We start from the raw sequence: 13782 nt of genomic DNA, 5'->3' as shown, positions 1-13782 counted from the left end.
CGTTTGGGTGGTCTATTATTTTCTTGGGAGTGCCTTGAGCGTACAAAGGAGTGAAATTAATATGGAAAATTACAATTCTTTTATTGTGGGAGATGCTAATAAGTGCGTTGGGTGTAAGGCTTGTGAAATAGCTTGCTTTAAGGCTCATAATGAATCAGTCACTGTTGGAAATATACAAACACCAATAATTTCTAGAATACATGTTATTAAAGAGAAGGACTTTACAGTTCCGGTTCAATGTAGACATTGTGAAAATGCACCTTGCGCAAAGGTCTGTCCTATAAATGCAATTAAAAATGAAGACAATGCAATAATAATTGATGAAGAAATTTGTATAGGTTGCAAAGCATGTGCAGTAGCTTGCCCGTTTGGAGCTATTGAAATGGGAACTAAATATAAGGCTGGAAAAGCAGTTATGCAAAATTTGCAAAAGGAATTATTTGAAGAAGTGCTAGAAGAGAAAGAAACAAAGGTTGCATATAAATGTGATTTATGTAAGGAACAAGGTGAACCAGCTTGTGTAAAAGCCTGTCCTAAAGATGCTCTTAAATTATTCGATGTCATAGAAGAAAAAAGAATAAGAAACATAAGAGCGGTGAGCAACTTAAATATATAACTAACCGAAATTGAATACATGTTTATTCCGTTGGACTAAGAAAATTTCACTGAATGTCACTAAATGTCAGGTTGCATCCATTTCAGTTTGCTCCTAAGACAAGCTTAGGACAAACCAAAATGGAACAACCAGCCATTAAGTGACATTGGCAGTTCATTTTCTAATGCCAACTTCACAAACATGTATTCAATTTCTAGGCGAGATATATTTTTAGGTATAAGTCGAAAAATTAGTTTGGAATTTAAATGGGTGATTTTAAATTTCAATGAAACATTACACACAACATGTCACTTATTTCTAGTGTAGATATATATTTAAGGAAATATAAAGTTTTTGATATATATTATAAAAGAAAGGAATTTAGTTTATGGATATTGGTTTTGTAAATATTGATAAAGAGTTATGTACTGGGTGTCAGCAATGTGTTGAAGTATGCCCTGTAAATGCAATACAAGGTAAAGCGGGACAACCTCAAGAGATTGATTATGATGTTTGTGTTTCTTGTGGACAATGTATACAGGTATGTAATTCTTATGCATTTGAAAATAGAGAAAACAGTCATGCAATAGAAGAGAAAAGAAGAGATAGAAGATTACTTGAAAGTGTAAAGGAGCCAGTGTTTGCAGCTTTTAACAAAGGAAATGCAGCTAAGGTGAAAGAGGCTTTACATAATGAAGAATTATTTACTATAGTTCAATGTGCACCAGCTGTAAGAGTTTCTTTAGGTGAAGAATTTGGGCTTAAGCCTGGTAGTTTAACGGCTGGTAAAATGGCAGCAGCATTACGAAGATTAGGTTTTAACAGGGTTTACGATACTAACTTTGGTGCGGATTTAACTATAATGGAAGAAGGCAGTGAACTTATAAAAAGGGTAACAGAAGGTGGAAAATTACCAATGTTTACTTCTTGTTGTCCTGCCTGGGTGAAATTTATGGAACAAAGCTATCCAGAGCTTTTGAATCATCTTTCAAGCTGTAAATCACCACAACAAATGGCTGGAACAATTTTCAAAACTTATGGTGCTAAAATAGACAAGGTTGACCCTAAGAAAATATATAATGTAGCTATAATGCCATGTACTTGCAAGCAATTTGAATGTGATAGAGAAGAAATGCAAGATAGTGGTTTTAAGGATGTAGATATAGTTATTACTACAAGGGAATTTGCTCAGCTTATAAGAGATAAGGGCATAGATTTTAAAAATTTAAAGGATGAAGAGTTCGATTTACCACTTGGAAGTTATACTGGAGCTGGTAATATTTTTGGAGTAACTGGTGGTGTAATGGAAGCAGCACTTAGAAGCGGCTATGAGATGCTTACAAAGAAATCTATTCCTAATTTGGAGCTTAATTTTGTACGAGGCAGTGAAGGAATTAGGGTTGCAGAAGTGAAATTGCCAAAGATAACATTAAAGGTAGCAGTAGTTTCAGGTTTGAAAAATGTAGTTCAAATACTTGAAGATATAAAAGAAGGAAAGTGTGAGTTTGATTTTATTGAAGTTATGACTTGCCCAGAAGGTTGTGTAAGTGGCGGTGGACAACCTAAGTTTATCTTGGATATAGATAGAAGAAATGCCTTGGTAAGTAGAAAAAAAGGTATCTATAAACATGATTCTGAACTTGAAATAAGAAAATCTCATGAAAATCCTTTTATAAAAAAATTATATGAAGAGTTTTTAATAGAACCTCTTGGTGAAAAATCTCATCATCTACTACATACAAAGTTTGTTTCAAGAAAGAAGGAGGAAATATAAATGAATAATTTTGTTATAGCAAATCCAAAAAGGTGTATAGGATGTAGAACTTGTGAAGCTGCATGTGTTGTTGCACATTCTGAAGAAAACATACTTGTACAAAGTAAGGATAAGGTTAATTTTAATCCTCGTTTAAAAGTTATTAAAACTGCAGATGTAAGTGCTCCAATTCAATGTAGACATTGTGAAAATGCTCCGTGTGCTAATGCATGTCCAAATGGTTCAATTATAAATAAAGACGGAGTAGTGTTAATAAATAAAGATACTTGCATAGGATGCAAATCTTGCGCAATAGTTTGTCCTTTTGGTGCCATTGATATAATAGTTGAACATAAAGCTGGAGAGAAAGTTATTCAAAAGGGGTTAATGTGTGATAAAGACGGAAAGCTAGAACATAAAGAAAGATTAGTTGCAAACAAATGTGATTTATGTATAGGTAGGGAAAATGGTCCTGCTTGCGTAGAGGTATGTCCTACAGAAGCATTAAGATTAGTTGAATCTAAAATTATAGATGAAGACATTTCGGAAAAGAGAAAAAATGCTGCAGCTAATTTAGTAAATATATTATAAGTGTATGAATGTGGAAAGTTTTAAAACAGCAGTGATACTTGCAGGTGGAAAAAGTTCACGAATGGGTTTTGATAAGCAGTTTTTAAGAATTAATGAAGTGAGAATTATGGAAAAGTTAATTCATGAACTAAGTAAAGAATTTGAAGACATAATTATTGTCACAAATAAGCCAGAAGAGTATAAAACAGCAGAAAACGGAATAAGAATAATTAGCGATGAAATAAAAGATATTGGTCCTCTATCTGGAATCTATGGTGGGCTTAAAGAAAGTAAGAGTAAATATGTATACTTTATAGCTTGTGATATGCCTAATGTAAACTTAAAGTATATTAAGTATATTAAGAAAGTGCTTACAAATAGTAAAGCAAATGCTTGTGTTGCTAAAAGGGAGAGTAAGTTTGAGCCTTTTAATGCTTTTTATTCTGTAGATATATTGCCTAAAATTGAAAAACTTATAACACTTAATAAAAGATCTATAGCGGGATTAATTGATATTATAGAGCCCCTTTTTATTGAAGAAAATGTTTTGAAAAAATATGATTATTCTTTTGATATGTTTATGAATCTTAACTCAAAAGAAGATTTAGAAATATATAAGGAACAATCAAAAAAATAACAAGTCCATTTGCCAGTCTACTTTCCATCATAGGAAGCTCGACTCGCATGTGCTCGCTGAGTAAGCGATTCACGCCAAATCATAGATTTGGGTTCTCTGCTCATCGGCAAATTGACCTAATAGGCCCGCTATGAGGGCAATTTATCTCCTTGTCTGATGAAAAATAGCCATGGTAACTTTGGAGTTGTTATTTATTTTCATGTTCCTAATAGAAAGAATAAGCAGGAGGAAAATTATGTTTGATTCGTATGGCAGAAAGATAAATTACTTGAGAATATCAGTCACAGATTTATGTAATTTAAGATGCAAATATTGTATGCCTGAAAAAGGAATTGATAAGATGTGGCATAAAGAGATTCTAACTTTAGAAGAAATAGAAGCTATTACTCAAAGCTTTGTTGAATTAGGTGTAGATAAAGTTAGGATAACTGGAGGAGAGCCTTTAGTAAGAAAAAATATTTTAAAGTTAATTAATGGCATAGGTAAAATGGACGGAGTTAAGGATTTAGCTATGACTACTAACGGAATTCTCTTAAAGGATTATGCTAAAGATTTAAAAAATGCAGGTCTTAATAGACTTAATATAAGCTTAGATACTTTGAATGAAGAAAAGTATTCACAGATAACTAAGGTGGGCAAACTCAAAGATGTACTTCAAGGTATTGAAGCAGCTAAAAAGAGTGGACTTGCTCCAATTAAATTAAATGTAGTTTTAATAAAAGACTTTAATGAAAATGAAATAGAAGACTTTATAAATTTAACAAAATATGAAGATATAGAAATAAGATTTATAGAGCTTATGCCAATAGGCACTTTGAAGCATTGGTCATCTAATAAATATATTTCTAATGATACAGTTTTAGAAAAAATGCCAGAATTAATAGAAATAAAATCAACAGATATTTCTTCTCCAGCAAGATATTATAAGCTTCCAAATGCAAAGGGGAAAGTCGGGCTTATTAATCCTATATCATGTAAGTTTTGTGGAAATTGCAATAGAATAAGATTAACAGCAGATGGAAAACTAAAGTCATGCCTTCACTCAAACTCCGAAGTGGATTTAAAGAAATTGCTTAGAGAGGGTAAAGATATAAAGACAGTGATTACCGATACTATTAAAAGCAAACCAAAAGAACATGAATTAGAGAACGGAAATTATATTAATAGAGAAATGACAGCAATTGGAGGTTGATTTTATGGAATTTACTCATTTTAATGAAAAAGGAAGAGCTCATATGGTGAATGTGAGTGAAAAGGATGAGACAAAGAGAGTTGCTATTGCAAGAGGATTAATTAAAATGAAAAAGGAAACTGTAAATTTGATAAAAGATGGCCTTATTAAAAAAGGTGATGTTTTATCAGTTGCCCAAATTGGCGGAATAATGGGAGTAAAAAAAACCTCGGATTTAATTCCTATGTGCCATAATATTTTTATAACAGGATCTGATATAAATTTTAGCATAGGCGAAGAAGAAATAGAAATTGAAGCAACAGTTTCAACAGTTGGGAAAACAGGCGTTGAAATGGAAGCATTAACAGCTGTAACAACTGCAGCCCTTACTATATATGATATGTGCAAGGCTGTTGATAAGGATATGGTAATAGAAAATGTTCGATTAATAAAGAAAACAGGCGGAAAAAGTGGAGAATATATAAGGGAGATTTAAATAAAATGATGGCTAAAGTATTATCAATAAATATCAGTGAAAAAAAAGGTGTTATAAAAACCCCTATAAAAGAAGGAATTTTCATAGAAGAGCATGGCTTAAAAGATGATGCTCATGCTGGAAAATGGCATAGACAGATAAGCTTATTAGCTCAAGAAAGCATAGATAAAATGATTAAAATGGGGATAAGTGACTTAGATGCTGGGAAATTTGCAGAAAATATAACAACTGAAGGTATTATTCTTCATGAATTGCCCGTTGGGACAAGATTAAAAATAGGAGAAACAATTCAGGAAGTGACACAGATAGGAAAAGAATGCCATAAAGGTTGTGCTATAAAAAATCAAGTTGGCACGTGCATTATGCCAACAGAAGGAATCTTCACAAGAATACTAAAAGGCGGAGTGATTAGATCAGGAGATTCGATAGAAATTTTATAGTGGCTAGACATCAGATAAAAGAGCAAAGGAATTTATGCAAGAATATTGAGAAAAGCTAAAGCAAACTCATTTGCCCAAGGAGATAGTTATTTTGAATTTTGCGGACAAGGGATAATGTACATTGTCTCCACCATAACCATGAAACCCACTACCATTTGCATGCTGCTTGAATAGCAACTTACAGATGGTAGTGGGTTTTTATGAGTAAGGTATTCAATTTTTAGTCTCTTTTCTTAAATAAAGTAAAAATACCTATGACAATAAATATTATAGGAATAAAATATTGCGAGGCATAAGATCTGATATATTTATAAATATCGCTATCTATAAAAACTTGATTTAAGATAGATAAGATTCCAAGAATAATTAAAAAAGAACCTAAGATTACCCAACCTTGTCTGTTAATTCTTTCGTTCCATGTAGGAGTTACGCTATAGGAATTTTCTGTGTTAACGTAATTCTTAAAGATAAATTCAGAATCAGGTACATATTCTCCGCGTTTTATTTTATTTGAAACAGCAAATGTATCGAAGAAAGTATAAAACCATATGCAAATTTTAATTAAATGAGATAAGAAACCAAGTCCTATAAAAGATAAAATAGGCCCAATAAGCATATATAAGAATAAAACCTGAACTCCTTTTTTAATTAGGCCATGATACATATATCCAACGCCAGGAATGCAGGCAGTTACAAAAGTAAGAAAACTATTTCTATTGTTCATATTTTCACTCTCCTAATTGTTTTATAAAATTAATAATAGAATGTTGGTTAATTTCAGTAATTACAGCTTTGTCAAAAAAACGTGATTCAAAGTTTGTAATGTGCACCTGAAGACTAGTAATACTAAGAAATATACTAAGTAAACCAGCAGCAATTAAAGCGTAGGAAGGGGTTAGATTATTTCTCTTAGAATCAGGAAGCTGCTTTTTATGAAGTTTTTGCATTAGTTTTTTATTATACTCATCAGATACGGTTATATTTTTAAAGGAATTAATAATTATGGTATCAAAATCATCTCTTTTGTTCTGCATAAAATGGAACCTCCGTTTCAATAATATTTTTTAATTTATTTTTAGCTCTATAAATTCTCCCTTCAATTGTTTTTAAAGGTAAGTTTAATATATCTGCAATTTCTTTTTGAGTTAATCCAATATAATAATATAGTACAAGCGGGGTTTTCAAATTTAGTGGCAGAGATTGAATGCTTTGCCGTATAAAATTTTGATTGTCTATATCCTGAGTAGATTCATTAGAAAAGATAAAGAGACCAGTTAAAAAATTCTTAATGCTTCTTTTTCTTGTATAATCTATACATTTTGAAGTTGTAATTTTGTATAAATAAGTGGAAAAGGAACTCTCTTCTCTAAATTTATCAATATTATTAAATACGCTTATAAAAACCTCTTGGGATAAATCTTCTGCCTCATAATAATCAGAGGTATAGGAATAACATAAGGAGAGAATTCTTTTTTTATAAACGTCTACCATGTAAATAAAAGCATTTTCATCTTTGGTTTTCATTTTTTCAACGAATTCTTGCTCCTCCATTTCTTCACTCTCCACTATTTATTCTAATGGTTCCATTATTTAATTTAGCTTTAACTATGCCCTCACCAGTACCGATATTTTTAGAAATTCCAGAGTTGACTCTTTTTTCATTATTTATTTTGCATGTACCATGGTTTATATCTGTATTGATTGATAAGTTTTTGTCTTTTGAGTCTAAAGAGATTGAACCATTATTCATAGAAATATCAATATTTTTACATAAATTATTGTTTAAATCTATTTTACCATTTTCTAACTTTAGAGACGAATTAGGAATGTCACCTTGTAAATCAAATTTTCCATTAGATGCATTTATATTTAAAGCATCAAGTCTTATATCACTATTACTATCTACATTAAGGTTAGCCCCCTTTATAGAAACATCATATCCTTCAGGTAAATAGATAGTGGCTTTAATTGAGTCTATATCATCATCTACAATTTTTAGTGTGTAACCATTTGAATCAGTTATTGGATTCAATTCATAATCCTTTGAAGTATTATCTTGCTTTACATATAATTCAGTATCTATAGTTATTTTATTGTCAGTTGCTTTTTCTATATTCAGTTTACCATTTACTGTTTCAAAATTTAGGTTACTACCAATGGGATCTAAAGTGATTTTTTTATCGATAGATTGTAAGTTTTTACTTGTAAAGACATTATCAAAGAAATTTGTATCTAAATTAAAGGAAGAATTATTTTGTTTTATATTATTAAAAATGTCTATAGATATATTTGTGAAAAAGAAAACTATTATTATAAGAAAAACGAGACCACTTATTCGTATTCGTTCATTTTCTTTTTTGACTAAAGTGTAATACAAAATTTCTATACCTATTAAGATAATAATTATTGGCCAAAATTTTATGAGCTTTCTTCCTAAATCTGGATTGTTAGAATTAATCATAATCCAAATGCCTAAAAGTATAAAACAGATAGCAGAAGTTGTTGTACCTATTTTTCGCATATAAAAATCCTCCGTGAATTTTATTTTCATATATTTAGACGTAAGAGATACATGTAATCCCACGTTTAAAATAAAAAATTAAATATATATTTAAAAGTTAGCCTTTATAAGGTTAAAATCCATATGGAAAGAAGTTAAGGATAATAAAATAATAATAATTAGGAGAAGTTGCAGAATTATTAGAGTAGGGAAAAAGAAGATATATTATAGAATTTGCAGAAGATAAGTTATTAGAATAATCTAAATAACTCTTCTTTTATTTATGTTATACTGGTTATAATAAATATTTAGGAAATTATGGATTTATTTTGTAAATAAGGTTGCTAATATCAACTTTAACACGATAGAAACAAAAGGATATCTTTAGAGTAATGAGCAAATTTACAGAAATTATAGATAAATCATTATAAGTTGGACTTATATTATAAAATATATCACAACTAGAAATAAGAATTATTCTTTTGTAAAATGTTCCCTTAAAAACTTCAGCGGTATTTTCATAGCTTTTCGGAACAAAATATTTATGTTTTCGGTAAGTTATCACATAAATTTAGTTTTAGAGTTGGATATCTATCTATGCTTATAAGAATTTTAAAAGATCTAAATGAAGATTTTAGTTGAGAATATTTTTATTAGATTTATATTATAGATAAGAGGTATAACATGAACCAGTTTGATGAGCTATTGTGGAAAAATGAAATAGAAACAAATAAAACAGTGTCAAAGGCGATGCGTATTGTTTTGTATTTTTGCTTTGCAGCAGGATTTTTAAATTTAATTCATGTATTTGATGCCGTGCAGAATGTTATGGTAAAAATGAATGTATTACTTATAATTCCTCTTTTGTTGCCAACAATTTTGGTAGATATATTTGAACTTAAGAAAGCATGGACAAAGTATTTAATACTTACTTGTGCTGTGATTTCTACAGGAATATGCTATACATTATTAACCTTTCAAACAGTTTTAATGTTTGTCATTCCAACAATATTAGCTTCTATGTATTTTAGAAAGAAACAGCTTATAGTAGTAATTATTGAATCAGTATTTAATATAGTGATGGCTCATTTACTTAGCTTTTATTTTTTGATGGAACCATGGGTTGAACCCTTTACTGGATTAAAAAATATAATGCTATATGGAGCTGTGCCAAGAATACTTCAATATTTATGCTGTGGAAGTTTGTTTTATATATTATGTAATCGTACTTCTGGACTCATGCTCAATTATCATAAGTTTATAAAAGATAAAGAGGTTTTTGAACTAGAAAAATCTATTGCTCTGCAGAAGATAAAATATGAGGAGAGGGAGCAGGTAAGCAGAGATATACATAATAGCGTTGGTCATACAATAATGGCAGCGATTATGAGTTTGGATGCAGCAGAAGCAGTTTACAATATGGATTCTAAAAAAGCAATTGAAAAAATAAAATTTGCTAATATAAGAATGCGTGAGAGTCTCGAAGCCATTAGAAAAGCAGTACGTGGGGTAAACACAAAAGAAAATGGACAAACCATAGAAGATGTGATGAAATTAATAAATGCAAATGTTGCGAAATTAAAAAAGGATTTTAATCTCAAAATAAGAACTAAAATTGATTATAGTGAACAGCAATTAAGAACGCAGATTATTAGTATCGAAAGAATTGACTTCTTAATAGGAGCATTGCAGGAACTAGTTACAAATAGTGTAAAGCATGGAAATGCAACGGCTATTATTGTTATTATAAATGTAGATAGAAATAATATAAATATAATAGTTCAGGACAATGGAACAGGTATAGAAAGTATGAGAAATTATGAGGAATTATTGGACTCTGGATTTGGAATTAAAAAAATCAGAAACTACTTAATTTCTATAGGTGGGATTTTAAAAATAGAAAATCAAGAAGGACTTCTGGTAATGCTAAAAATTCCAACAAGAGCAGGTGATTAATAATGAATAAAATTAGAATATTAATAGTAGATGATGAAAAACTTCTTTTAGAAAGCCTTGAGTTAATCTTATCTATGAATGAATCTTTTGCAATAACAGGATTAGCACACGATGGAAAAGAAGCATTAGATATTTTAGAGAAAGAACAAGTAGATATAGCATTAGTAGACTTAAATATGGAAGGAATGTCGGGACAGGAATTGATATTAAAGGTAAAAGCAGCATATCCTAAAATGAAAATACTTGTTTTGACAACTTTTTATGATGAAGAAAACATTGTTAAGGCAGTGATGCATGGGGCAGATGGATACTTATTAAAAGATGCAGGAACAAAAGTTATTGTCCAAGGAATTTTTAATGTTATGAATGGTCAGAGCATTCTTGATAGTAAAGTAATGACTGCATTAGCAAATATAATGTCAAAATGCTCAAGTGAAAATGCAGATAAAGAAAAACACCATAACGTTGACTTATTAAAAAATTTAACTGAAAGAGAAATAGAGATTTGTCAGTTGCTTTCTGATGGATATACAAATTCTCAAATAGCAGAATTCTTATATATTTCTGAAGGTACAGTTAAAAATTATATAAGTACTATTTATGATAAAACAGAAATAAAGGATAGGACAATGTTAGCCTTAAAGCTTGCAAAAATATTTTCTTGATAATTAAACATGACCAGAGTCATATGAAAGTAATGACTCTGGTTACTTTTTTATGAGCGATATTTTAGTTATTCTATAGAAAATGAAGAAGAAATGAGGAAAAAGAAATGAAAAGAAATGAATTAGTTAAAGTATTTGGAATTATTTTTATGATAGCCGCATTACTTATTTTTATTAATCTTATACCAACTCTTAGGTTAAAAACATCAAATATGCATATTATTGAGGGGGAATGGGTGAATGTTTATTATGAAGATGAAGAAGCGGCAGCTAAGGATGTTTTTCAGTTAGCCAATGCAAGAGCTGGTGAATTAGCTAAAAAATTAGGATTTAGTGAAAAGCAAAATATTAATATTTATATTTATGATCATCAGTCTACAATGCAAATGAAAAAATATGGACTAATAGGACCAATTTTAGGGCTAGACTGGTATATTGGTGACAATATAGGAACGAATGTTATACTAACATCGCCTGCAAATCCAGGAAAGGTCCATGACTATGATAATAATAAGCAAGCTGCTTTACATGAAATGGTTCATGCCTATGTAAGTATACTAAATCCACATATTAGATTATGGTTAACTGAAGGAACGGCTTTATATTTGTCCAATGCAGAGCCTTTTTACAAAAGATATGCCTATAATATGCACATTCCAACTTTTTCAGAAATTAAGACTAGCAATCCAGTTGAATTTTCAAAGATGGGAGGTTACACCTTTGCCAATACCTATATAGAGTATATAGATAAAAAATATGGATGGGAAAAATTAATGGAGATAATTAAAACAGAAGATTATGAAATGGTATTTGGAAAATCTGATGAAGATATATACAATGAATGGGTGGATTATATTAAAAACTATTATCAATGAAATAGTTAAATGGTTGTGAATGGCTTATAATCCAATTGAGATTATGGCTTTTTAGGAAAAAATGAAGATATCATAAAAATGTTGACGTTTACTTTAGTTCGTGGTATAATTCAGTCATAACATAAAAAGAATATAAATATCAGGCATGTGACTGGTAATGCAGGCAGGACTTGAATAAGCTAATAAAGTATATTAGTTTATTTGAGTCCTTTTTTATCTTGGCCAAATAAAAAAGTCTGTGAACATTATTTAATGAGAGGAGACAAATAATATGAGTTACAAAGAAGTAGCAGCGAAAATATTAAAAGCAGTAGGTGGAGATGAAAATGTTGAACATTTAGAACACTGCTCAACAAGATTAAGATTTAACCTTATTGATAATAGCAAGGTAAAAATTAAAGATCTTGAAAGTATTCCGGAGGTAATTGCTGTTAAACAAAATGTACAATGTCAAGTAATTATTGGAAATGCTGTTGTAGAAGTATATGATGAGGTTAAAAAGCTTATTTCTGATAAAGAAACAAGTACTAACAATAATAAAGAGAAAAGAAAAGTAGGCGCAATAATTTTAGACTTTGTTATAAGTGTATTCCAGCCATTGATTCCAGCTATAGCTGGAGGTGGTATTTTAAAGTCACTTTTAATGCTTTTTAATATGCTCGGAATTCTATCAAATACTACACCTACATATAAGATATTAAATTTTGTTGGTGATGCACCATTATATTTCTTACCACTATTAGTAGCATTTACAACTGCTAATAAAATGAAGGTAAATCCATTAGTTGCAGTATCTGCTGTTGCAGCACTGTTAACACCTAATTTAGCTAAGATGCTTGGAGATGGAACTTTATTTTTTAATATACCAGTGCAGAATATAAACTATGCATACCAAGTTTTCCCAGCAATATTATGCGTATTATTGTATTCACAGTTAGAAAAATTCTTTAATAAAATTAGCCCAAAGGTTATCCGTAGCTTTTTTGTTCCAATGATGTCATTACTTATAACTGTACCAATAACTTTACTTCTTCTTGGACCTATAGGTTATAATTTTGGTCAAGGGTTTGCAGGCGTAATATTATTTATTTTTGGTAAATTTGGATGGTTAGCAGTAGCAATTTTAGCAGCATTTTTACCATTTATGGTTGTTACAGGTATGCATAAAGCAATGATTCCTTACGTTATAACTTCTTTAGGTCAATCAGGAAGAGAATTAATATATAATGCTGCGTCACTCGCACATAATATTTCAGAAGCTGGCGGATGTTTTGCGGTAAGTATTCGTACAAAAGATAAAGCATTAAGATCTACTGCTGTATCAGCAGGTATATCAGCACTATTTGGAATTACTGAACCAGCATTATATGGTGTTACAATCTTACATAAACGTGTACTTTATGGTGTAATGGTTGGGTCTTTTATAGGAGGTGCTTTTTTAGGAATTCAAGCTGTTGAAGCATATGTAGCAGTAGGCCCTGGAATCGCAAGTTTATCTATGTTTATTTCTGAAACATTACCAAATAATCTGATGAATGCAATAATAGGATTAGGAATTTCATTTGTAGCTTCATTTATTGCTGTAGCAGTTTTATGGAAAGAACAAGCACCTAGTAATAAGGAAGAGGTAAAAATCGAGAATGAAGAAGATGTAAAAATCGAGAATAAAAAAGAAGAATTTAATGCACCGCTAGAAGGGGAATTAATCCCTTTAAGTGAAGTAAAAGATGATGTGTTTTCTAATAAATTAATGGGCGAAGGCTTTGCAATAATTCCATCTAGTGGAGAACTATATGCTCCAATAGATGGTACAATTGAAATGGTCTTTGAAACAAAACATTCTTTAGCAATGAAGTCAGAAGATGGTACTGAAATTTTATTTCATGTAGGATTGGAGACAGTGAATTTAAAAGGAAAATATTTCAACCCAGAAGTTACTGTTGGAAAGAGTGTAAAGCAAGGGGATTTATTATTAAGCTTTGACTTAGATAAAATTATTGCAGAAGGATTTGATACAGTAACTTCAGTAATTATTACAAATAGACCAGATGCTAAGATAGAAACTATAGAAAGTAAAAAAGTTAATAAGAGCGATAAAGTATTTACAATAAATTAGATAGGAGT

General features: G+C 30.2%; 15 protein-coding genes. 11 read left to right on the top strand and 4 right to left on the bottom strand.

Annotated elements, in window-relative coordinates; all coding sequences use genetic code 11:
• Positions 1 to 61 precede the first annotated feature (61 nt).
• From AXY43_RS07285 to AXY43_RS07255, 7 genes are all read left to right on the top strand, one after another.
• Positions 62 to 616: a 4Fe-4S dicluster domain-containing protein gene (locus AXY43_RS07285; RefSeq protein WP_023975235.1), complete on the top strand. Its 555-nt coding sequence runs from the start codon at positions 62 to 64 to the stop codon at positions 614 to 616.
• A 367-nt stretch (positions 617 to 983) separates the two neighbouring features.
• The gene (locus tag AXY43_RS07280) at positions 984 to 2369 is read left to right on the top strand and encodes a [FeFe] hydrogenase, group A (protein WP_105411297.1); all 1386 of its coding nucleotides are present in this window, start codon (positions 984 to 986) and stop codon (positions 2367 to 2369) included.
• Positions 2370 to 2939 (top strand): 4Fe-4S dicluster domain-containing protein, encoded by a 570-nt coding sequence (locus tag AXY43_RS07275; RefSeq protein ID WP_039773742.1) that lies wholly within the window; start codon positions 2370 to 2372, stop codon positions 2937 to 2939.
• 4 nt (positions 2940 to 2943) lie between these two features.
• Positions 2944 to 3555 (top strand): molybdenum cofactor guanylyltransferase, encoded by a 612-nt coding sequence (locus AXY43_RS07270; protein ID WP_077868231.1) that lies wholly within the window; start codon positions 2944 to 2946, stop codon positions 3553 to 3555.
• A gap of 235 nt (positions 3556 to 3790) precedes the next feature.
• Positions 3791 to 4747: a GTP 3',8-cyclase MoaA gene (gene moaA / locus AXY43_RS07265; protein ID WP_023975231.1), complete on the top strand. Its 957-nt coding sequence runs from the start codon at positions 3791 to 3793 to the stop codon at positions 4745 to 4747.
• A gap of 4 nt (positions 4748 to 4751) precedes the next feature.
• Positions 4752 to 5222 (top strand): cyclic pyranopterin monophosphate synthase MoaC, encoded by a 471-nt coding sequence (moaC, locus tag AXY43_RS07260; RefSeq protein ID WP_023975230.1) that lies wholly within the window; start codon positions 4752 to 4754, stop codon positions 5220 to 5222.
• A gap of 8 nt (positions 5223 to 5230) precedes the next feature.
• On the top strand, positions 5231 to 5662 hold the full coding sequence (locus AXY43_RS07255; protein ID WP_039773827.1) for an MOSC domain-containing protein: 432 nt from the start codon (positions 5231 to 5233) through the stop codon (positions 5660 to 5662).
• A 220-nt stretch (positions 5663 to 5882) separates the two neighbouring features.
• Here AXY43_RS07255 and AXY43_RS07250 read toward each other — a convergent pair whose 3' ends face one another.
• From AXY43_RS07250 to AXY43_RS07235, 4 genes are read right to left on the bottom strand one after another with little or no spacing between them, the layout of a single operon-like run.
• Positions 5883 to 6386: a hypothetical protein gene (locus AXY43_RS07250; RefSeq protein WP_105411296.1), complete on the bottom strand. Its 504-nt coding sequence runs from the start codon at positions 6384 to 6386 to the stop codon at positions 5883 to 5885.
• A gap of 4 nt (positions 6387 to 6390) precedes the next feature.
• Positions 6391 to 6696: a hypothetical protein gene (locus tag AXY43_RS07245; protein WP_105411295.1), complete on the bottom strand. Its 306-nt coding sequence runs from the start codon at positions 6694 to 6696 to the stop codon at positions 6391 to 6393.
• Positions 6677 to 7213 (bottom strand): RNA polymerase sigma factor, encoded by a 537-nt coding sequence (locus AXY43_RS07240; protein ID WP_023975226.1) that lies wholly within the window; start codon positions 7211 to 7213, stop codon positions 6677 to 6679. The genes AXY43_RS07245 and AXY43_RS07240 overlap by 20 nt, the downstream gene beginning before the upstream one ends.
• 4 nt (positions 7214 to 7217) lie before the next feature.
• Positions 7218 to 8183, bottom strand: coding sequence for a LiaF transmembrane domain-containing protein (locus AXY43_RS07235; protein ID WP_105411294.1), 966 nt, complete (start codon positions 8181 to 8183; stop codon positions 7218 to 7220).
• 663 nt (positions 8184 to 8846) lie between these two features.
• Between AXY43_RS07235 and AXY43_RS07230 the strand changes: the two genes are divergently transcribed.
• The 4 genes from AXY43_RS07230 (at position 8847) to AXY43_RS07215 (ending at position 13774) form a co-directional block, all read left to right on the top strand.
• Positions 8847 to 10118 (top strand): sensor histidine kinase, encoded by a 1272-nt coding sequence (locus tag AXY43_RS07230; RefSeq protein ID WP_039773747.1) that lies wholly within the window; start codon positions 8847 to 8849, stop codon positions 10116 to 10118.
• A gap of 2 nt (positions 10119 to 10120) precedes the next feature.
• Positions 10121 to 10783: a response regulator gene (locus AXY43_RS07225; RefSeq protein WP_105411293.1), complete on the top strand. Its 663-nt coding sequence runs from the start codon at positions 10121 to 10123 to the stop codon at positions 10781 to 10783.
• Between the two features lie 107 nt (positions 10784 to 10890).
• Positions 10891 to 11658: a hypothetical protein gene (locus tag AXY43_RS07220; protein ID WP_105411292.1), complete on the top strand. Its 768-nt coding sequence runs from the start codon at positions 10891 to 10893 to the stop codon at positions 11656 to 11658.
• Positions 11659 to 11929: 271 nt separating this feature from the next.
• Positions 11930 to 13774, top strand: coding sequence for a beta-glucoside-specific PTS transporter subunit IIABC (locus AXY43_RS07215; RefSeq protein WP_105411291.1), 1845 nt, complete (start codon positions 11930 to 11932; stop codon positions 13772 to 13774).
• Positions 13775 to 13782: the final 8 nt, after the last annotated feature.

Source organism: Clostridium sp. MF28, assembly GCF_002969175.1.
Lineage (GTDB): Bacteria > Bacillota > Clostridia > Clostridiales > Clostridiaceae > Clostridium > Clostridium beijerinckii.
Note: the sequence above shows the minus strand (reverse complement) of the source record. Positions and strands in the feature narration are given on the sequence as shown.

Coding starts and splice junctions, on each gene's coding strand:
- AXY43_RS07235 (WP_105411294.1), bottom strand. CDS start 8,183: ATGCGAAAAATAGGTACAACAACTTCTGCTATCTGTTTTATACTTTTA.
- AXY43_RS07225 (WP_105411293.1), top strand. CDS start 10,121: ATGAATAAAATTAGAATATTAATAGTAGATGATGAAAAACTTCTTTTA.
- AXY43_RS07245 (WP_105411295.1), bottom strand. CDS start 6,696: ATGCAGAACAAAAGAGATGATTTTGATACCATAATTATTAATTCCTTT.
- AXY43_RS07270 (WP_077868231.1), top strand. CDS start 2,944: ATGAATGTGGAAAGTTTTAAAACAGCAGTGATACTTGCAGGTGGAAAA.
- AXY43_RS07275 (WP_039773742.1), top strand. CDS start 2,370: ATGAATAATTTTGTTATAGCAAATCCAAAAAGGTGTATAGGATGTAGA.
- AXY43_RS07240 (WP_023975226.1), bottom strand. CDS start 7,213: ATGGAGGAGCAAGAATTCGTTGAAAAAATGAAAACCAAAGATGAAAAT.
- moaA (WP_023975231.1), top strand. CDS start 3,791: ATGTTTGATTCGTATGGCAGAAAGATAAATTACTTGAGAATATCAGTC.
- AXY43_RS07250 (WP_105411296.1), bottom strand. CDS start 6,386: ATGAACAATAGAAATAGTTTTCTTACTTTTGTAACTGCCTGCATTCCT.
- AXY43_RS07285 (WP_023975235.1), top strand. CDS start 62: ATGGAAAATTACAATTCTTTTATTGTGGGAGATGCTAATAAGTGCGTT.
- AXY43_RS07230 (WP_039773747.1), top strand. CDS start 8,847: ATGAACCAGTTTGATGAGCTATTGTGGAAAAATGAAATAGAAACAAAT.
- AXY43_RS07220 (WP_105411292.1), top strand. CDS start 10,891: ATGAAAAGAAATGAATTAGTTAAAGTATTTGGAATTATTTTTATGATA.
- moaC (WP_023975230.1), top strand. CDS start 4,752: ATGGAATTTACTCATTTTAATGAAAAAGGAAGAGCTCATATGGTGAAT.
- AXY43_RS07255 (WP_039773827.1), top strand. CDS start 5,231: ATGGCTAAAGTATTATCAATAAATATCAGTGAAAAAAAAGGTGTTATA.
- AXY43_RS07215 (WP_105411291.1), top strand. CDS start 11,930: ATGAGTTACAAAGAAGTAGCAGCGAAAATATTAAAAGCAGTAGGTGGA.
- AXY43_RS07280 (WP_105411297.1), top strand. CDS start 984: ATGGATATTGGTTTTGTAAATATTGATAAAGAGTTATGTACTGGGTGT.